The organism is Leclercia sp. LSNIH1 (assembly GCF_002902985.1).
Taxonomy (GTDB): domain Bacteria; phylum Pseudomonadota; class Gammaproteobacteria; order Enterobacterales; family Enterobacteriaceae; genus Enterobacter.
On sequence record NZ_CP026167.1, the window covers coordinates 3,694,487 to 3,713,848 of the forward strand.

The following is a 19,362-nucleotide window of genomic DNA, read 5'->3' on the forward strand; positions in this document are numbered from 1 at the left end:
TCAGGCCCCTGTACGGTGAATGGCGAAACGGTTGGCGTAACCCTTCGGATCGGTGCCGTCCCAGACGGTGCCGTCCATTAAGGTGCTGGTGCGCAGCGGCGATGAAGGTGCGCGAATGCCGCCCACGGCAGTGGCGGCCTCCTGCCAGATGTCGGTGCGGTTGATGCGCTGGGCGATAGCGGCGTAATCCGGGTCGGTTTTCAGCAGTCCCCAGCGGCGGAACTGGGTCAGGAACCAAATTCCGTCGGAGTGCAACGGGTAGCTCACCGCCCCCTCCTCAAAGAAGCGGATCGGGTTGGCATCCTGCCAGCGGTTGCCGGTTCCGCTATCGTATTCGCCCAGCATCCGGCCCGTGAGGTACTGCTCTTTGGTGTTGAGCCAGGCGCGCCGGGCCAGCAGCTGCGCGGTCTCCTCTTTGTTCTGCGGTGAGGCGTCGATCCAGCGCTGGGCCTCCAGCAGGGCGCTGACCAGCGCCCGGGCCGTGTTCGGATATTGCTCAACCCACTCGTGGCGGGTGCCGAGCACTTTTTCCGGATGTTCCGGCCAGATGGACTGGGAGGTGGCGGCGGTAAAGCCGATGCGATCGTTAATAGCGCGGGCGTTCCACGGCTCGCCGACGCAGAAGCCAACCATATTGCCGATGCGCATGTTCATCACCATCTGCGGCGGCGGCACCACCACGGTGCGCACGTCGTCGAAGGGGTTGATGCCTGCGCTCGCCAGCCAGTAGTAGAGCCACATGGCATGGGTGCCGGTGGGAAAGGTGTGGGCGAAGGTGTAGGTGCCCGGTGCCTCCCGGGCGATGAGCTTCTTCAGCCCCTCGACGTCGCGCACGCCCTGCTGAGCCAGATCGCTCGACAGGGTGATCGCCTGCCCGTTCCGGTTGAGGGTCATCAGGTTGGCCATCGGTTTAGGTTTACCGGCGATCCCCAACTCCAGGCCATACAGCAGGCCATAGAGAATGTGCGCTGCGTCCAGCTCCCCGGCCACCAGCTTGTCGCGCACCGCCGCCCAGCTCGCCTCTTTGCTCGGCACCAGGGTGAAGCCATATTTCTTATCGAACCCTTTCCAGGCCGCGATCGCCAGCGGCGCGCAGTCGGTCAGCGGGATAAAGCCGACGCGCACCGTCTCCAGCTCCGGTTTATCGGAGCCCGCGGCCCATGCGCTCTGCATCAATCCCGGCACCATCAGCGTCCCGCCCGCCAGCGCACTGGCCTGTAAAAAACGCCGTCTTGTCCATTCCACCATGCTCACTCCTGAAAAAATGGCAAAAAAAAGCGCCCGGCAGTGCCGAAGCACCGCAGGACGCCTTTATCCTCAAAAACGACACACCGCCGTTGGCGCGTCGTCAGAATTGTTATGTTGATTAATGCAAGGGTGATGCCAGGTTTTAAAGGCTTAAATAACGGGGTTTTTCTGCCTGCCGACAGCGAGAACGCACCTCAACCATGCAGGCGTTGCCCATCCGGGGTGCATTTACTGCTGCCACAGGGCTTTGACCGTCAGCAACGCGCGGGCGATATCCACCATCCGTTGATTTTTATCCATCGCCATCTTGCGCAGCTGGCACCAGGCCTGCTCCTCACTCATCTGCTGATGGGTCATCAACACGCTTTTGGCCTTGTCGATCACCTTGCGCTCCTCCAGCGTGTCGCGCATCGAGGCCAGCTGGCGGGAGAGCTGCTCGATCTCCTGCGCCTGCTGGCGCACCAGCGGCAGCAGCGGTTTTTGCGGATAGAGGGCCAGCGGCTCCGCCGTCTGCGGCTCTGCGGGCGGCTCGTCGTCAGCCTGGCTAATCAGCGACTCCACCGCCAGCATCAGATCGGCGATCTGCATCTCCTCCAGGGTGCGCAGATGTTCGAGGCGTTCGGTTTGCAGCGAGAACCAGTGCAGCGCCAGCACCCCCTGATCCGCGGCGGGTTGCCGGGTACAGGCCAGCCGCCGCAGCTGTTCGACCTCCGCCCCCGGTACGCTGAGGTTGAAAGGATCGTGCAGGCTGGGAGGGGTCAGGGAGAGGAAGACCTCGAAACAGGTTTGCTGGCCGTCGATTCTGTCTACCAGCGTCTGGCGCATCTCATCGCTGAAAAAGCCCTGGGTAAAGCCAATCGCTCCCAGCGCCCGCTCCTGCCCCACCAGCTCTTTGCCCTGCATCAGGCTGTAGAGCGCAACAAATCTGCCCGCGATTTGCGGGTTATCAATGCTGTCATTGAGTTGCGGCACAATACTGAGCAGGTTTCGCAGCATACGGCTATAACGCTCCATCGCCGCCGTAGCGGGCAGCGCGCAAGCCGTAATGGCCTCACGCAGCGCGGGAAGCTGCTCCAGACTTTGCAGGGCGTTGGCCACCCGCTCGCACAGGGCACCGCTGGCCATCACCGGCGAGCCGAGCGCCTGGTGCAGCGCCTGCACATGCTCGTCTACCAGCGCGCGGCTGGCTTTACACTCCAGGGCATAGAGCGCCCCTTCGGAACAGAGCCAGATGTTGGAGGCGCCCCGCTCGCACTGTAGCATGTGCGCAAGATGGCTGATCCGGCTCACCAGCGTGCCCAGTTGTGCCAGCTTGCACAGCTGCTGTTTACGCAGCAGCCTGGCCTGCTGGAACCATTCCGTGGCGCCGGGTGGACGGCCTCTGTTTATCGTCATGCTTACTCTCCCGGGTCAGTGTCTGCCGAAGAGAGAAGCAATTTTCATGCCTTTTCATTATTCAGGAGTCAACATGCAGAAGATTGTGATTGTCGCTAACGGTGCGGCCTATGGCAGCGAATCGCTGTTCAACAGCCTGCGACTGGCGATTGCCTTACGCGAGCAGGAGAGCGACCTGGATCTGCGCCTGTTTTTGATGTCCGACGCGGTCACAGCCGGACTGCGGGGGCAAAAACCGGCGGAGGGCTACAATATCCAGCAGATGCTGGAGATCCTGACGGCGCAGAACGTGCCGGTGAAGCTGTGCAAAACCTGCGCCGATGGCCGCGGTATCAGCGCCCTGCCGCTGATCGACGGGGTGGAGATTGGCACCCTGGTGGAGCTGGCGCAGTGGACGCTATCCGCGGATAAACTATTAACTTTCTAATAATGCATTAACAAAAATATTTTTTTCTTATGAGCGCGGTTCCAGCTTCAAGTTTGCCTGCCCGATGCCGATAGGCTTTTTACAACAACACAGCAGGTATTTCATTATGTTCAGGTCAATTCGCGCTCGTATTATTGCGGCGACGGTCGGATGTCTGATCGCCGCGCTTTTACTGAATACCGTGATTAATTTCCAGGTCACGCGTCAGGATAATCAACAGTCCCAACGTTCGATACTGGCCAGCACCAGCGCCAGCCACAGCATGGCGATTGCCGACTGGGTCAGCAGCAAGACGCTGATGATCAACTCCCTGCAGAACGTCGTCCTGACCGACGATCCGGTACCGATGTTTAAACAGCTGGCGCAGGCGGGCGGGTTTATCAACGTCTATGCCGGCTACGCCAGCAAAACCGCGAAGTTTTCCAATCCTGAAGGGGTACCTGCCGACTACGATCCAACGGTGCGTCCGTGGTATCAGCAGGCGGTGAGAGAGGATCGCGCCATCGTCACCGTCCCGTATGTGGATACCGGCACCAAAAAGCTGGTGGTCACTTTCGCCGTGCCGGTGAAAGAGAACGGCGAGCTGAAAGCGGTGCTGGCGGGCGATGTGGCGATGGACAGCGTGATCGCCAACGTGCGCGGCATCCATCCGACGCCAGCCAGCAGCGGGCTGCTGGTTGACAGCGAGGGTTCGGTCATTGCCGCCAGCGATCCCGAGCTGACCTTAAAGCCCTTTAAAGCGGTCATCAGCGGCGTCGATCTGGCTGCGCTAAAGAATGGCAACAGCGCCGAGGGGGAGTACAACGGCGTGGCGAAAACCTTCTCCGCAACCCCGATTGCCGGTACCCAGTGGCAGCTGATTGTCGCGCTTGACAGCGATGATGCGACGACAGGTATGCGTACCCTGTTGAAAGCCTCCTCCCTGTCGCTGGTTGTGCTGGTGCTGCTCAGCGCGGTGGTTGTGCATTTCGTGATTGCCCGCCTGCTGAAGCGCCTGTCAGATATTCGCGATGCGATGCACGCCATTGCCAACGGCACCAACGATCTCTCCCAGCGTCTGCCGGAGAAAGGTGACGATGAGGTGGCGCAGATCGCCCATGCCTTTAACGCCTTCAGCGATAAACTCGCGGTGGTGATGGTGCAGTTGCGCGACGCCAGCGCCTCGGTGAAGAACGCCGCCCAGGAGATTGCCGCCGGGAACCAGGATCTCTCTGGCCGCACCGAGCGGGCCGCCTCCAGCCTGCGTGAAACCGCCAGCGCCGTGGAGCAGATCACCGCCTCCGTGGCGCAGTCCACCGAATCTGCCGCCGTGGCGAACGAGCAGGCGGGCAAAGCTGCCGAGGCCGCGACGCGGGGCGGCAACGTGGTGTCGCAGGCGATCACCACCATGCAGTCCATCGAAGCCGCCTCGACCAAAATTGGCGACATCACCAGCGTGATTGACGGCATTGCTTTCCAGACCAACATTCTGGCGCTGAACGCCTCGGTTGAAGCGGCGCGTGCCGGTGAGCAAGGGCGCGGCTTTGCCGTGGTGGCGGGCGAAGTGCGCAATCTCGCCAGCCGCAGCGCCCAGGCGGCAAAAGAGATCAAAAGCCTGATCGACTCTACCACCGACAGCGTGGCGACCGGTTCGCGCTATGTGCATCTTGCCGGGCAGAGCATGAATGAGATCGTCACCAGCATTGGCAGCATGTCGGGGATCATGCGGGAGATCACCGTGGCGACCAGCGAGCAGATGAAAGGCATTCAGGAGATTAACCGCGCGGTGCTCAATCTGGACAGTATGGTGCAGCAAAACGCCGAACTGGTGGTGCAGTCGGCTGCCGCCGCCAGCGCCCTTCAGGGTCAGGCAGGCGACCTCGCTGAAACCGCCGGTCATTTCCGCATTTAATGTTAATCCGCTGCCTGAAAGCCGCGTAAAGCGATGTTCGCTGCGCGCTTTCAGGCATTTTGTCATTTTTGTTTAAGGCTTACGCCATTTTTTGATCAAAATCAGCACCCCGGCCCTTCCCCTTTGGTGTTATGCCATGAGTGAATTGTGAACAACATCACGCTCAGGATTAGCCGCAAGGAGAGCGTTGTTTCGGATACGGGGTAAAAAAATGGCACTGGTAAAAGCAAGTCTAAAGTTGTTTGGCGGGGATACGGTCGTGGTGCGCTGCTCAGAGCGTTGTCATATTCATCTGATGAGTAATAAAGCACCACGCAAAACGCAGGCAGATATTTTAAGCGTACAGGACAAAGACAACGCCTGGCTGACGGTGCCTTATACCGGAACCTGGGAGGTGCTCATCGACAGCCACAGCCAGTCGCTTGAGCACTCCATCAGCTACGTCGCAGCCTGATCATTCTTCGCCCGGTGGCGCACTGTCACCGGGCTTTTTTTCAGGCAAAGCCGGGGCGCAGCTGGCTTTCCGGCGATTCGTTATCCAGCAATGCCCGCACCCGCGACACCAGCTCGTTCAGACAATCATCCTGCATGCCGAGACGCGTCAGCTCCTGATCGAGCGAGAAGAGATATTGTGCGTTGGTGCCAAGCGGGCCACTGGCGGCGGCAATCAGCGGGGCGATGACCTGCGCGCGCGTGTCGGCCTCAAACAGCGGATGGCGCGGATCCATAATAAAGACCAGGGCGTTAACGGTGCGTCCATCATCCAGCTCCAGCCGACACCAGCTCGGCATATAGCAGCCAGTGATCATCTCACGCTTCCACAGCAGCGCCAGCTCCTCTTCCAGGGTCGCATCCGGCAGACGGTAGGCCACGCCGGTGGTGCGTCCGCCCTCTTTCAGTGCAAGCATACGGCCTGGCTGGCAGGCGCTGCCGCGTCCGGCGGTCAGGCGCAAACAGAAGGCTCGATGCCAGCCCGGAAGCGTCCCGGTTGCCGATTCAACATACTCCAGCGCCGGGTTCCACATCAGGGAACCGTAGCCGAAGAGCCATACCGGACCGTTGTCCGGACGGCAGGCCAGGGTCGCAGCCAGCGACGCTGCGCGCTGCTCGGCTGACCACAGAAGCGACTCTTCGATCGCACCAAAGGCCGTTCTGCAGTCGGCCTTCATAAGAAAATCACGCGTTAACATATTGCACCTCCGCCACTGCCTGCATCCCTGCCCTCACTTTATGAACCTTCCGGGTCCTTTTACTGCTCAATTAGAAAGCAGTAGGGTGACGATATGCAATAATCTCGCCGGGTGCAACAGAGCGCGAGGCCGACCGCCTTAAAAGTCAAAGCCGACGGTGCAAACTATTAAGCACAGCCAACTAAGCAATGACTATTTCTTCTTGTGCCACTTATCATCGTCTCCCTTTTCGTAATCCTGCTTCACCGCCGCCCAGGCCACCTTGTGTGCGGTCTCCTCACGACTGTCATCGCCCCGGCGGTCCTCTTTATCTTTGTACTGATCCCAGGCGCTGTTAAAGGCTTCTTTGTAGATATCCTGCGCGTGGGCAGGCAGTACGTTCTTAACGTTATCCGGTAAATCAGTTTTCGATTTGTATGGCATAGCAACCCCCTCTTTTTATTCACTTAATAAGTGTGGTCGACAATACCGAAGGCTTCCAGTCGAATCGATAATCCTGGATTTCAGTTTCTTAATCTACTGTTATTAAGACCCTATTTAACAAAAATATATTATTATGACGCTCTCGTGAAATAATTCCCCTGTACCGTAAAATTAAGTAAAAGATACTCAGAGATTAACGGCGATCTGTTAATTTAAGCTCCTCACTTTCTGTCTATAATTACAAGCACCTGCCAAAACGGAGAATTACATGACAACCGCACACGAGACGGTGAAAACCCGTCATAAGGAGACGTCTCTCATTTTCCCGGTGCTGGCCCTGGCCGTGCTGTTCTTCTGGGGAAGCGCGCAGTCACTGCCAGTGGTCATCGGGATTAATATTCTGGCCCTTGTGGGTATTCTGAGCAGTGCTTTTAGCGTTGTACGCCATGCCGACGTGCTGGCCCACCGCCTGGGCGAACCCTACGGTTCCCTGATTTTAAGTCTTTCCGTCGTTATTCTCGAAGTGAGCCTTATTTCCGCTCTGATGGCGACCGGTGACGCCGCACCTACCCTGATGCGCGATACGCTCTACTCCATCATTATGATTGTCACCGGCGGGCTGGTCGGCTTCTCGCTGCTGCTGGGCGGGCGCAAATTCGCAACGCAATATCTGAACCTGTTTGGTATTAAGCAGTATCTGATCGCCCTCTTCCCGCTGGCGATTATCGTGCTGGTATTCCCGATGGCGCTGCCGGGGGCCAATTTCACTACCGGCCAGGCCCTGCTCGTGGCGCTGATTTCTGCGGCGATGTACGGCGTGTTTCTGCTGATCCAGACCAAAACGCACCAGAGTCTCTTCGTCTATGAGCATGAAGATGAGAGCGACGACGATGACCCGCACCACGGCAAGCCGTCCGCGCACAGCAGCCTGTGGCATACGGTCTGGCTGGTGGTGCATCTGATTGCGGTCATTGCAGTCACCAAGATGAATGCCGCACCGCTGGAGACACTGTTGACGGCGATGAACGCGCCGGTGGCCTTTACCGGCTTCCTGGTGGCGCTGCTGATCCTCTCCCCGGAAGGACTGGGGGCATTACGTGCCGTGCTGAATAACCAGGTGCAGCGTGCCATGAACCTCTTCTTTGGCTCGGTGCTGGCGACCATCTCCCTGACCGTGCCGGTGGTGACGCTGATTGCCCTTCTTACCGGTAACGAGTTGATGTTTAGCCTTGGTGCACCGGAGATGATTGTGATGTTGGCGTCGCTACTGCTGTGCCAGATTTCATTTTCCACCGGGCGCACCAACGTGCTCAACGGTGCGGCGCACCTGGCATTGTTTGCGGCCTATCTGATGACGATATTTGCCTAGTCCTTTGCCCAGCGGCGCTTCGCTTGCAGGGCCTACGGGTTTTGTAGGCCGGGTAAGCGCAGCGCCACCCGGCAATAAGCGCATAAAAAAACCCGCCGAAGCGGGTTTTTTTATTAGTTGCTGGTATCCAGCTCTTCAAAGCTCTTGACCAGATCGTCAATCGCCTTAATCTGCTTCAGGAACGGCTCCAGCTTGTCCAGCGGCAGCGCGGATGGGCCGTCGCACTTGGCGTTGGCAGGATCCGGATGCGCTTCGATAAACAGACCCGCCAGACCGGTCGCCATACCGGCGCGCGCCAGTTCGGTAACCTGAGCACGACGGCCGCCTGAGGCTGCGCCAAACGGGTCGCGGCACTGCAGAGCATGGGTCACGTCGAAGATGACCGGCGACTGGTTAGAGACATTTTTCATCACGCTGAAGCCCAGCATGTCCACCACCAGGTTGTCATAACCGAAGTTGGAACCACGGTCGCAGAGGATCACCTGGTCGTTACCGCCTTCGATAAACTTATCGACGATGTTCCCCATCTGGCCTGGGCTGACGAACTGTGGTTTTTTCACGTTGATGACGGCGCCGGTTTTCGCCATCGCTTCGACCAGATCGGTCTGACGGGCGAGGAACGCGGGCAGCTGGATCACGTCAACCACGTCTGCCACAGGCTGCGCCTGGCTTGCTTCATGGACGTCGGTGATCACTTTTACGCCAAAGGTCTGCTTCAGCTCCTGGAAAATTTTCATCCCCTCTTCGAGGCCCGGGCCACGGTAAGAGCGAATAGAGGAGCGGTTGGCTTTGTCAAAAGAGGCCTTAAACACATACGGGATACCCAGCTTCTGGGTCACGGTGACGTAGTGTTCGCAGATACGCATCGCGAGGTCGCGGGATTCCAGTACGTTCATGCCGCCGAACAGCACGAACGGCAGGTCGTTCGCCACGTTGATATCGCCAATGCTAACCACTTTTTGTTTCATAGGATCGCCTTATTCAGGTGTGAATCGGAATTAAGATTAATGCAGTGTAATCTGTTTGTGCGCGATGGAATTAATCTGCGCGCGGATCATTTCGCTGATCGGATCTTCCGGACACTGCTCAACAAAATAGCTCAAATCATTCAGCGCAACGTGGTCACACTCAAGCTGCACGTAGATAAGGCCGCGATCGCGGATCTCGTAAGGATCTTCCGGGTTAAACTGCAGCAACACCTCACTGGCACGCAAGGCCAGCTCCATCTGCCGCTCTTCCATCAACGCTGACTTCAGGGTGTCCAGCAGCTTGCGAACCACCTCGGCGTTATCCGCTTCGTCCAGATCTTCGTTGTAGAGCTCCGCCATCGGGCTGATGTTGCCCTTCAGCCAGACATCCAGCGTGTGATCGTCGAGCGTGTCGCCATTAAAGGGATTGATTAACCACATCTCGCCGTCCAGCCACTCGGCGCGCAGCAGCATCTGCGTCGGGAAGATGACCGGCACCAGCGGAATATCAAGACGGTGCGCCACCCATAATAAAATCGCCCCCAGGGAGACAGCGCTGCCCTGACGGTTTTTCAGTACCTGATCGAGCCACAGCGCGTCGGAGAGCCGATACACGCCACGCGTATCGCAAAAGCCCCACTCGCCATAAAAAAGCTCAATCAGTTTCTCCAGTTGCCAGTCCTGAGGGCGCGCCTGATTAATCTCTTCACGCGCCAGACTCACCAGTTTCTCCAGTTCATCGTAGACGTATTGTGAAATGAAATCATCGCGGATCATCTCTGATACCTTAATCATTCCATCGCACAGCGGCACTTTGTTAAATTCGAAATCGGCCAAGGACTCCATGACTTACCCCAGTATCGGTATTCTTGTGGTGGCGAGTTTAATGATGATGTACAGCACCACCAGCCCCAGCAGAAAGGCAACAAACCCCGCCTGCTGGCTGCGCGGACGATGACGCCCCAGCGCAATAAAACCCAAAACGATGTAGATGATAACGCCAAACAGCTTTTCAGTCAGCCATGACCCTTCATCTGTAAACGGCAGATAACCGGTCACCCACATCAACCCTGCGCCGGAAAGAAACAGCACGGTGTCGATGCAGTGCGGCAGAACCCGCACCCAGCGCGCGTTGATAAGGGCGTTATTGCTGTAACGCCACCAGTAACGCAGCGCAAAAAACGTGACGGTCAGGACGACTGCCGTCAGGTGCAGGGCGATCAGTACAGAGAAGCTATTCATGCCACTTGCCCACGGTCAGGCGCTCGTTGCCGCCATAGTCGCGACAGGTTTCAACCTGGGCAAAACCGGCCTGCAGGAAGAGATTGCGCACCGCTTCGCCCTGCGTCCAGCCATGCTCGAGCAGCAGCCAGCCATTGCTGACCAGGTGTTGGCGAGACTGGATAATAATATGGCTGAGATCTGCCAGTCCGTGATCCGCCGCAACCAGCGCGCTGCGCGGTTCAAAGCGCACATCCCCTTCGCCGAGATGCGGATCGCACTCATCGATATAGGGCGGGTTACTGACGATCATCTCAAACTGCTGGTCAGCAAGAGCGGTAAACCAGCTGCTCTGCTGCACCGTCACATTCTTTAACGCCAGGCGCTCAAGGTTACGCTGTGCCAGCGCCACCGCATCGGGCATGAGATCTACTGCCGTCACCTGACAGTCCGGACGCTCGCTGGCCAGCGCCAGGGCGATGGCCCCGGTGCCGGTGCCGAGATCCAGAATGCGCGCGGGGGTGGCGGGCAATCTCGCCAGCGCCTGCTCCACCAGGCATTCGGTATCGGGACGGGGAATTAGCGTTGCAGCAGAGACATAGAGCGGCAGCGACCAGAACTCACGTTCGCCCACCAGGTGCGCCACCGGCTCGCCGGTTTTGCGCCGGGCGAGGAGTGCATCAAGCTCTCTTTGCTGATCGGCGGTAAGCGCTGTTTCGCCAAAGGCGAGAATCCAGGTGCGTGCTTTGCCCGTCACATGCTCCAGCAGGATCTCCGCATCGCGACGGGGGCTTTCGCTCCCCGCCAGCGTGCTTATCGCCTGCTGTAGCCAGTGCTGAAAATCCATTAATCCTGCTCTGCCAGCGCTGCCAGCTGGTCGGCCTGGTACTCCTGCACGATAGGTTCGATCAGCAGATCCAGTTTGCCTTCCATCGTCTCATCCAGACGATAGAGGGTCAGGTTGATGCGGTGATCGGTCACGCGACCCTGCGGGAAGTTATAGGTGCGGTTGCGATCGCTGCGATCGCCGCTGCCCAGCAGGTTGCGACGGGTTGAGGCTTCCGCCTGCTGGCGTTTCGCCATCTCTGCGGCATGGATACGGGCACCCAGCACCGAGAGCGCTTTGGCTTTGTTTTTATGCTGGGAACGTTCGTCCTGACACTCCACCACGATGCCGGTTGGCAGGTGGGTAATACGGATCGCGGAGTCGGTGGTGTTAACGTGCTGACCGCCCGCGCCGGAGGAGCGGAAAGTATCGATACGCAAATCCGCCGGGTTAATGTCCGGCAGCTCAGCTTCCGGCAGCTCGGGCATCACCGCCACGGTGCAGGCGGAGGTGTGGATACGCCCCTGGGATTCGGTGGCCGGGACGCGCTGGACGCGATGGCCGCCGGACTCAAACTTCAGGCGACCATATACGCCCTCGCCGCTGATTTTGGCGATCACTTCTTTATAGCCACCATGTTCGCCTTCGTTGGCGCTCATGATCTCCACACGCCAGCGACGCGACTCGGCGTAGCGGCTGTACATGCGGAACAGATCCCCGGCAAACAGGGCCGCTTCATCCCCGCCGGTTCCGGCGCGGACTTCGACAAAGGCGTTGCGTTCATCGTCCGGATCTTTTGGCAGCAGAAGCACCTGAAGCTGCTGTTCCATCTCTTCGGAGCGGACTTTCGCCTCCTGCAACTCTTCCTGCGCCATCTCGCGCATTTCCGGGTCGTCGAGCATCATCTGCGCGGTTTCAATATCTTCCTGAACCTGCTGCCAGTCGGTAAAGCAGCGCGCAACGTCACTTAATTGCGCATATTCGCGCGACAGGGCGCGGAAACGTTCCTGGTCGGCAATGGTCGCGGCATCGCCGAGCAGCGCCTGAACTTCTTCATGGCGCTCGTGCAGCGCTTCCAGTTTGGCGACAATAGAGGGCTTCATAGGCGTAAGTGCACCTTTTAATTATAAAATGGGTATGGCGCGCTATTCCAGCCCGAGGCTGTCGCGCAGAATATTCAGGCGTTCGTCGTCCCCGTCACGGGCAGCCTGTTGAAGTGATTTGGTTGGGGCATGGATCAAACGGTTGGTCAGTTTCCATGCCAGTTCCTGCATGATGACCTGCGGATCGCCGCCCTGCTCCAGGGCCGCCATCGCTTTGGCAGTCAGTTCATTACGTACCTGTTCCGCCTGACCGCGGTATTCGCGAATCGTCTCGCTGACGCTTTGCGCGCGCAGCCAGGCCATAAATTCGCTGGTTTCCTGCTCGACAATCGTTTCGGCCTGCACCGCCGCCGCTTTACGCTGGGCGAGATTGTGGGAAATGATGCTTTGCAGATCGTCCACGCTGTAGAGATAGGCGTTCGCCAGCTTGCCCACTTCCGGTTCGACATCACGCGGAACGGCGATGTCCACCAGCAGCATCGGCTGATTCCGGCGGGACTTAAGGGCGCGCTCGACCATACCTTTGCCGATAATCGGCAGCGGGCTGGCGGTGGAGCTGATGATGATATCCGCCTCGTTGAGACGGGCGTCGATGTCGCTGAGGGCAATCACTTCCGCGCCGACCTCATCCGCCAGCGCCTGGGCGCGTTCGCGGGTGCGGTTGGCGATAATCATCTTCTTCACTTTGTGTTCGCGCAGATGACGCGCGACCAGCTCGATGGTTTCGCCTGCGCCAACCAGCAGCACAGAGACCGTCGAGAGGGATTCAAAGATCTGGCGCGCCAGCGTACAGGCGGCAAACGCAACGGAAACGGCACTGGCGCCAATGTCGGTTTCGGTTCGCACTCGCTTAGCGACAGAGAAGGATTTCTGGAACATGCGCTCCAGCTCGCTGGCCTTAAGGTGGCCTTTTTGCGAGTCGGCAAACGCTTTTTTAACCTGTCCGAGGATCTGCGGCTCGCCGAGCACCAGCGAATCAAGGCCGCTGGCCACGCGCATCAGATGGCTGACCGCATCGTTATCCTGATGCCAGTAGAGGCTGTTACTCAGCTCTTCTTCGTTCAGGTTGTGGTATTCGCATAACCAGCGGATCAACGCTTCGTGCAGGTTGTCCTGCTCTTCCACGCTGAGATAGAGCTCAGTACGGTTGCACGTCGACAGCACCACGCCCCCCTGCACCATCGGCTGGGCAAGCAGACTTTCCAGCGCCTGGTCGAGCGTATCCGGCGAAAACGTGACGCGTTCTCGCAGTGAAACCGGGGCCGTTTTGTGGTTAATACCGAGTGCTAAAAGGGTCATATGAGCGGGAGTAGTACCAGCGTTAATAGGGTTAGCAGGGCGCATCATACAGGATGCGCGAGATCAATAAAAGAGACTGCCCCCTTTCGGAGTAATAGGTTATTAGTTGTTATTAACCGCTAATTTGATGATTTAGGACAACTTGAGCGTAGACGCTCCCGCTACCGGGCGCTAGCATTAAGGGTTATAACCGTCACGTATCTCAAGGATTTGTCATTATTATGACCAGACTGATTCGCCTCCTGCCTCTCGCCGCGCTGGTACTTACCGCATGTTCCATTACGCCGCCCAAAGGGCCAGGCAAAAGCCCTGACTCACCGCAGTGGCGTCAGCACCAGCAGGAGGTGCGTGGTTTAAGCCAGTACCAGACCCGCGGTGCCTTTGCATATCTGTCGGATCAGCAGAAAGTGTATGCCCGCTTCTTCTGGCAGCAGACCGGCCAGGATCGCTATCGCCTGCTGTTGCTCAACCCGGTGGGGAGCACCGAGATGGAGCTGATTGCCCAGCCAGGCAGCGCGCAAATCACCGATAATAAAGGGCAGAAATATACCGGTACCGATGCCGAAGAGATGATCGGCAAGCTGACCGGGATGCCGATTCCGATTACCAGCCTGCGCCAGTGGATCCTCGGCCTGCCGGGCGACGCCACCGATTACAAACTCGACGACCAGTATCGTCTGAGTGAAGTGAACTACAGCCAGAACGGTAAAAACTGGCACGTGGTCTATGGCGGCTACGACAGCAACACCAAACCGGCCCTGCCAACCAGCCTGGAATTGACCGAAGGCGGCCAGCGCATCAAGCTGAAGATGGATAACTGGATTGTCAAATGATGACCCACTGGCCTTCACCCGCAAAACTTAACCTGTTTTTATACATCACCGGCCAGCGTGCGGACGGCTATCACACCCTGCAGACGCTGTTTCAGTTTATCGACTACGGCGACACCATTTCGATTGAACCGCGTCAGGATGGGCAGCTTCGTCTGCTCACCCCGGTGGAGGGCGTGGCCGATGAAGATAACCTGATCGTCCGTGCTGCCCGGATGCTGATGGCGGCGGCGCAGCAAAGCGGACGCCTGCCGGCGGGCAGCGGCGCGGATATCCGCGTGGAGAAAAGGTTGCCGATGGGCGGCGGGCTCGGCGGGGGCTCGTCAAATGCCGCTACCGTACTGGTGGTGCTCAATCACCTCTGGGGCTGCGATCTCTCGGTGGATGAACTGGCCGCGCTCGGGTTAACGCTCGGGGCCGACGTGCCGGTGTTTGTCCGGGGGCATGCGGCCTTTGCCGAAGGGGTGGGCGAGATCCTCTCCCCGGCCGAACCCGCGGAAAAATGGTACCTGGTCGCCCACCCGGGCGTCAGCATCCCTACCCCGGTTATCTTTAAAGATCCGGACCTTCCACGCGATACCCCCGTCCGGTCAATAGAAACGTTATTAAAATGTGAATTCAGCAACGATTGCGAGGATATCGCAAGAAAACGTTTTCGCGAGGTTGATGAAGCGCTTTCCTGGCTGTTAGAATACGCGCCGTCGCGCCTGACTGGCACAGGAGCCTGTGTCTTTGCTGAATTTGATACGGAATCCGCTGCACGTCAGGTGCTCGAGCTGGCTCCAGAGTGGCTGCATGGTTTCGTGGCGCGCGGTATGAATATCTCCCCGCTACAGCAGGCCATTCTGGCGCAATCTGAGTTTCGGTGACAACGTCACCCTGTTCCAGACGTTGCATCGCGCTCTTTAATACACCGCCTGGATAGCATTCGCCTGGCCCGCACAGTTTACGGCGAACTATCCACCACTGGACGCATGCCTGAGGTTCTTCTCGTGCCTGATATGAAGCTTTTTGCTGGTAACGCCACCCCGGAACTAGCACAACGTATTGCCAACCGCCTGTACACTTCTCTTGGCGACGCCGCCGTAGGTCGCTTTAGCGATGGCGAAGTCAGCGTACAAATTAACGAAAATGTACGCGGTGGTGATATTTTCATCATCCAGTCCACCTGTGCTCCAACTAACGACAACCTGATGGAACTGGTTGTTATGGTCGATGCCCTGCGCCGTGCTTCCGCTGGCCGTATCACTGCTGTTATTCCTTACTTTGGCTATGCCCGTCAGGACCGTCGCGTCCGTTCCGCACGTGTGCCAATTACCGCAAAAGTTGTTGCTGACTTCCTCTCAAGCGTGGGTGTTGACCGCGTTCTGACGGTTGACCTGCATGCCGAGCAGATCCAGGGCTTCTTTGATGTTCCGGTTGATAACGTATTCGGCAGCCCAATCCTGCTGGAAGATATGCTGCAGCTGAACCTGGACAACCCGATTGTGGTTTCTCCGGACATCGGCGGCGTGGTTCGCGCTCGCGCTATCGCCAAACTGCTGAATGACACCGACATGGCGATCATCGATAAACGTCGTCCGCGCGCTAACGTTTCTCAGGTGATGCATATCATCGGTGACGTTGCTGGCCGTGACTGCGTGCTGGTTGACGACATGATCGACACCGGCGGCACTCTGTGCAAAGCCGCCGAAGCGCTGAAAGAGCGTGGTGCTAAACGCGTGTTCGCCTACGCGACTCACCCGATCTTCTCCGGCAATGCCGTGAACAACCTGCGCAACTCCGTTATTGATGAAGTTGTGGTGTGCGACACCATCCCACTGAGCGACGAGATCAAAGCGCTGCCAAACGTGCGTACTTTGACCCTCTCCGGGATGCTGGCAGAAGCGATTCGTCGTATCAGCAACGAAGAGTCTATCTCTGCCATGTTCGAACACTAATCGGACGCAGTCAGAAAACCCGCTACGGCGGGTTTTTTTGTCTGCAAGATGTATTTGTATGATTAATGCCTCCTTCACCTGCCATTGATATGACAGATGATGCGCACACGGATGATGATTGTGAAAAACGCTTCCTCTCATGTTCTTCCCTTCCGCGCCCTCATCGACGCCTGCTGGAAAGAGAAATATACCCTGTCGCGGTTTACCCGCGATCTTATCGCCGGCATTACGGTCGGCATTATTGCCATTCCATTGGCGATGGCGCTGGCCATTGGCAGCGGCGTGGCGCCTCAGTATGGCCTCTACACCGCCGCCGTTGCCGGGATTGTGATTGCCCTGACCGGTGGGTCGCGCTTTAGCGTCTCCGGGCCCACCGCAGCCTTTGTGGTGATCCTCTATCCGGTTTCTCAGCAGTTTGGTCTGGGCGGATTGCTGGTGGCGACCCTGATGTCCGGGGTATTTTTGATTCTGTTCGGTCTGGCGCGCTTTGGCCGGCTGATTGAGTATATTCCCCTCTCCGTCACGCTGGGCTTCACCTCCGGGATCGGCATCACCATCGGCACCATGCAGATTAAGGACTTCCTGGGCTTACAGATGGCCCACGTGCCGGAGCATTACCTGCAAAAAGTGGGGGCGCTGGCGATGGCGCTGCCGACAACAAACCTGGGCGATGCGGCGATTGGCGTGGTGACCCTGGGCACGCTGATCCTCTGGCCACGGCTGGGCATCCGCCTGCCAGGACACCTGCCCGCCCTGCTGCTGGGCTGCGCGGTAATGGGGATAGTCAATCTGCTGGGCGGCCATGTCGCCACTATCGGCTCGCAGTTCCACTACGTGCTGGCGGATGGCTCCCAGGGTAACGGTATTCCGCAGCTTCTGCCCCAGCTGGTGCTGCCGTGGGATCTGCCCGGCTCCAGCTTTACCTTAAGCTGGGACTCCCTGCGCGCCCTGCTGCCAGCCGCTTTTTCGATGGCGATGTTAGGGGCGATTGAGTCGCTGCTCTGCGCCGTGGTGCTGGACGGCATGACCGGCACCAAACATAAAGCCAACAGCGAACTGGTCGGCCAGGGGCTGGGCAACATTATCGCCCCGTTCTTCGGCGGCATTACCGCCACAGCGGCCATCGCCCGTTCCGCGGCCAACGTGCGCGCGGGCGCCACGTCGCCGGTCTCGGCGGTGGTCCATTCGGTGCTGGTGATCCTCGCCCTGCTGGTGCTGGCGCCCTTGCTCTCCTGGTTGCCGCTCTCGGCCATGGCCGCCCTGCTGCTGATGGTGGCATGGAACATGAGCGAGGCGCATAAAGTCATCAACCTGCTGCGCCGCGCCCCCAAAGACGACATCATCGTAATGCTGATCTGCATGTCGCTGACGGTACTGTTTGACATGGTCATTGCGATAAGCGTCGGGATTGTGCTGGCATCATTACTGTTTATGCGTCGCATTGCCCGTATGACCCGTCTGGCCAGCGTCAATGTCGCCACCCCGGACGACGTGCTGGTGCTGCGAGTCATCGGCCCGCTGTTTTTTGCCGCCGCGGAAGGATTGTTCAGCGAGCTGGAGTCGCGCATTGCGGGGAAACGTGTCGTGGTGCTGAAATGGGATGCGGTCCCGGTGCTGGATGCCGGCGGGCTGGACGCCTTCCAGCGTTTTGTCCAACGTCTGCCGGAAGGCTGTGAACTGCGGGTGACCAATCTCGAATTCCAGCCCCTGCGCACGATGGCGCGCGCAGGGGTTCAGCCCATTGCGGGCCGTCTGGCGTTCTATCCTGACCGTGAGGCCGCGTTAGCGGATCTGTGACATCCGGCGCTGCATCATGATGCCTATCGCCTGCTGAAGCCACTCGAGCACAGCAGGCGTCATCCAGGTCCCTTTCATCAGATGCGGCTCCTGCTGCATCGCCTCGCGGAATTTTTGCTGAGTTGCAGGATTATCCCCTGCGTAAGACTGGAACAGCGCCAGCCAGTTTTCCGCCAGCCGCTGTGCTTCCGGACTCTCTGCCTGCACCCCTTCCCGGCTTGCCTGATGAAGTTTTGCCACCAGTGCCGGCCACTCCATCATGCGATCAAAATAGTGCGCACGGGTAAACGCCATCTCCTCGGGCGTCAGGTAGCGCTGCCAGATAGCCAGCTTGCTCTCGGCGAAGGCCCGGGTGATGAAATCGAGGATATCAGCGTCGATCCCCGTCTGCTCACGCATTTGCGGCTCCACGCTGTGCATCTCATTCAGGCGGGTCAGGAAGTCGGGGTTGCCTGCGGTATCCTGCTCAAGCTGCGTCATCCAACGCGTAGCCAGCCCGGTAGCGCGTGGGTCGGCAACGTCCACCTTTTCCGCCAGCATGCGGCGGGCTTCGGCCACCAGCCCGGCCCAGATCTCTGCCAGGGCGTCACTCTGCTGCGCAAACGGTAATACCTGTAACTCTTCTTTACTGAACCAGCGATCGTACATCGTCATTAACTCCAGCGTCTGTAACCAGGATTCCAGATCGGGCTCGGTGCCTGCGGCCAGCGTGCTATGCAAACTCACGAGCTGCTCGCGCAGCGTCTGAATGCTGCGCATCTGTTTATCCAGCAGAGCGATTTGCGCGCCCAGGAGATCCACCATGGAGCGCGGATCCCGATCGAGAACCTCTTTAATTTCGGCAAGCTCCAGCCCCGCTCTGGCTAACACCTGGATACGGTGTAGCCGCTGTACATCCGCGAGGGTATAAAGACGGTAACCTGCCGCACTTCTGGCAGAGGGCAGCAGCAAGCCGGTTTGCTCATAATGGTGTAATGTCCGAACGGTGATCCCCGCTCTCTTCGCCAACAGGCCAACCTGAATTAACATCGCTGCTCCTTTTATCTCGCCATCACGGTCACTCTGGTGCCTTACGTTACGTGAGGGTCAAGAAAAAAGGCAAAAAAAAACGGCTTCCGAAGAAACCGCTTTTCGCGCTGTCACAGGTTAGCTGTGCTTATGCTGTTCGCGACGGCAGCGTTTATCATAATGGCGCACCCACCAGTAGCGGTCGCAGACCTGTTCGTGGCCGCTGACGCGCGCCCCGGCCAGCCAGAGCACCGCTCCCAGGAAGATGCTCAACACTGCGCCATGGGCGAAGTATTGTGGCAGGTCAAGTTGCGGAAGCTGGTTTAAAATGGAATAACCGACGCCGACAACCATGACGACTAATCCCAACCCCATCAACACGTTACCGAGTAGCGAAGCGTTTTTGCGTTTCATATAGCACCTCCGG

Annotated in this window: 20 protein-coding genes; 8 read left to right on the top strand and 12 right to left on the bottom strand. The window is 58.5% G+C overall.

Annotated elements, in window-relative coordinates; all coding sequences use genetic code 11:
• Positions 1 to 1,248, bottom strand: a complete 1,248-nt coding sequence (locus tag C2U54_RS18270) for a CmpA/NrtA family ABC transporter substrate-binding protein (protein ID WP_103179939.1) — start codon at positions 1,246 to 1,248, stop codon at positions 1 to 3.
• Positions 1,249 to 1,476: 228 nt separating this feature from the next.
• Positions 1,477 to 2,643 (bottom strand): nitrate regulatory protein NasR, encoded by a 1,167-nt coding sequence (gene nasR / locus C2U54_RS18280; protein ID WP_103179940.1) that lies wholly within the window; start codon positions 2,641 to 2,643, stop codon positions 1,477 to 1,479.
• Between the two features lie 73 nt (positions 2,644 to 2,716).
• Between nasR and ychN the strand changes: the two genes are divergently transcribed.
• From ychN to C2U54_RS18295, 3 genes are all read left to right on the top strand, one after another.
• Positions 2,717 to 3,070, top strand: coding sequence for a DsrE/F sulfur relay family protein YchN (ychN, locus tag C2U54_RS18285; RefSeq protein ID WP_103179941.1), 354 nt, complete (start codon positions 2,717 to 2,719; stop codon positions 3,068 to 3,070).
• Positions 3,071 to 3,176: 106 nt separating this feature from the next.
• Positions 3,177 to 4,961: a methyl-accepting chemotaxis protein gene (locus C2U54_RS18290; protein ID WP_103179942.1), complete on the top strand. Its 1,785-nt coding sequence runs from the start codon at positions 3,177 to 3,179 to the stop codon at positions 4,959 to 4,961.
• Between the two features lie 211 nt (positions 4,962 to 5,172).
• Positions 5,173 to 5,415 carry a DUF1883 domain-containing protein gene (locus C2U54_RS18295; protein ID WP_103179943.1) on the top strand — a complete coding sequence of 81 codons (243 nt, stop codon included), beginning with the start codon at positions 5,173 to 5,175 and terminating at the stop codon, positions 5,413 to 5,415.
• Positions 5,416 to 5,455: 40 nt separating this feature from the next.
• Here C2U54_RS18295 and C2U54_RS18300 read toward each other — a convergent pair whose 3' ends face one another.
• Complete coding sequence (locus C2U54_RS18300; RefSeq protein WP_103179944.1) at positions 5,456 to 6,151, bottom strand: gamma-glutamylcyclotransferase; 696 nt, start codon at positions 6,149 to 6,151, stop codon at positions 5,456 to 5,458.
• Positions 6,152 to 6,343: 192 nt separating this feature from the next.
• The gene (gene chaB / locus C2U54_RS18305; RefSeq protein WP_103179945.1) at positions 6,344 to 6,574 is read right to left on the bottom strand and encodes a putative cation transport regulator ChaB; all 231 of its coding nucleotides are present in this window, start codon (positions 6,572 to 6,574) and stop codon (positions 6,344 to 6,346) included.
• A gap of 268 nt (positions 6,575 to 6,842) precedes the next feature.
• Between chaB and chaA the strand changes: the two genes are divergently transcribed.
• The gene (chaA, locus tag C2U54_RS18310; protein ID WP_103179946.1) at positions 6,843 to 7,943 is read left to right on the top strand and encodes a sodium-potassium/proton antiporter ChaA; all 1,101 of its coding nucleotides are present in this window, start codon (positions 6,843 to 6,845) and stop codon (positions 7,941 to 7,943) included.
• Positions 7,944 to 8,056: 113 nt separating this feature from the next.
• Here the strand turns inward: chaA and kdsA are convergent, their stop codons facing one another.
• From kdsA to hemA, 6 genes are read right to left on the bottom strand one after another with little or no spacing between them, the layout of a single operon-like run.
• Complete coding sequence (gene kdsA / locus C2U54_RS18315) at positions 8,057 to 8,911, bottom strand: 3-deoxy-8-phosphooctulonate synthase (RefSeq protein ID WP_103179947.1); 855 nt, start codon at positions 8,909 to 8,911, stop codon at positions 8,057 to 8,059.
• A gap of 36 nt (positions 8,912 to 8,947) precedes the next feature.
• A complete protein-coding gene (gene sirB1 / locus C2U54_RS18320) occupies positions 8,948 to 9,757 on the bottom strand; it encodes an invasion regulator SirB1 (RefSeq protein ID WP_103179948.1) in 810 nt (269 codons plus the stop codon).
• 3 nt (positions 9,758 to 9,760) lie between these two features.
• Positions 9,761 to 10,153 (bottom strand): invasion regulator SirB2, encoded by a 393-nt coding sequence (sirB2, locus tag C2U54_RS18325; protein WP_103179949.1) that lies wholly within the window; start codon positions 10,151 to 10,153, stop codon positions 9,761 to 9,763.
• A complete protein-coding gene (prmC, locus tag C2U54_RS18330; protein ID WP_103179950.1) occupies positions 10,146 to 10,979 on the bottom strand; it encodes a peptide chain release factor N(5)-glutamine methyltransferase in 834 nt (277 codons plus the stop codon). Before prmC ends, sirB2 begins: the two co-directional genes overlap by 8 nt.
• Positions 10,979 to 12,061: a peptide chain release factor 1 gene (gene prfA, locus C2U54_RS18335; protein WP_103179951.1), complete on the bottom strand. Its 1,083-nt coding sequence runs from the start codon at positions 12,059 to 12,061 to the stop codon at positions 10,979 to 10,981. Before prfA ends, prmC begins: the two co-directional genes overlap by 1 nt.
• A 42-nt stretch (positions 12,062 to 12,103) precedes the next feature.
• Positions 12,104 to 13,360, bottom strand: a complete 1,257-nt coding sequence (gene hemA, locus C2U54_RS18340) for a glutamyl-tRNA reductase (RefSeq protein WP_103179952.1) — start codon at positions 13,358 to 13,360, stop codon at positions 12,104 to 12,106.
• Between the two features lie 221 nt (positions 13,361 to 13,581).
• Here hemA and lolB point away from each other — a divergent pair, with 221 nt between their 5' ends.
• The 4 genes from lolB to dauA all read left to right on the top strand — a co-directional run bounded on the left by lolB (position 13,582) and on the right by dauA (position 17,927).
• Complete coding sequence (gene lolB / locus C2U54_RS18345) at positions 13,582 to 14,193, top strand: lipoprotein insertase outer membrane protein LolB (protein WP_103179953.1); 612 nt, start codon at positions 13,582 to 13,584, stop codon at positions 14,191 to 14,193.
• Entirely contained in the window at positions 14,190 to 15,059 is an 870-nt protein-coding gene (gene ispE / locus C2U54_RS18350) for a 4-(cytidine 5'-diphospho)-2-C-methyl-D-erythritol kinase (protein ID WP_103179954.1), read from the top strand. The genes lolB and ispE overlap by 4 nt, the downstream gene beginning before the upstream one ends.
• A gap of 123 nt (positions 15,060 to 15,182) precedes the next feature.
• Entirely contained in the window at positions 15,183 to 16,130 is a 948-nt protein-coding gene (gene prs / locus C2U54_RS18355; protein ID WP_003856663.1) for a ribose-phosphate diphosphokinase, read from the top strand.
• 120 nt (positions 16,131 to 16,250) lie between these two features.
• Positions 16,251 to 17,927, top strand: coding sequence for a C4-dicarboxylic acid transporter DauA (gene dauA / locus C2U54_RS18360; RefSeq protein ID WP_168192026.1), 1,677 nt, complete (start codon positions 16,251 to 16,253; stop codon positions 17,925 to 17,927).
• Here the strand turns inward: dauA and C2U54_RS18365 are convergent.
• A complete protein-coding gene (locus C2U54_RS18365; protein WP_103179955.1) occupies positions 17,913 to 18,956 on the bottom strand; it encodes a MerR family transcriptional regulator in 1,044 nt (347 codons plus the stop codon). The genes dauA and C2U54_RS18365 overlap by 15 nt on opposite strands.
• A gap of 117 nt (positions 18,957 to 19,073) precedes the next feature.
• Positions 19,074 to 19,349 (bottom strand): stress-induced protein YchH, encoded by a 276-nt coding sequence (ychH, locus tag C2U54_RS18370; protein WP_103179956.1) that lies wholly within the window; start codon positions 19,347 to 19,349, stop codon positions 19,074 to 19,076.
• Positions 19,350 to 19,362 lie beyond the last annotated feature (13 nt).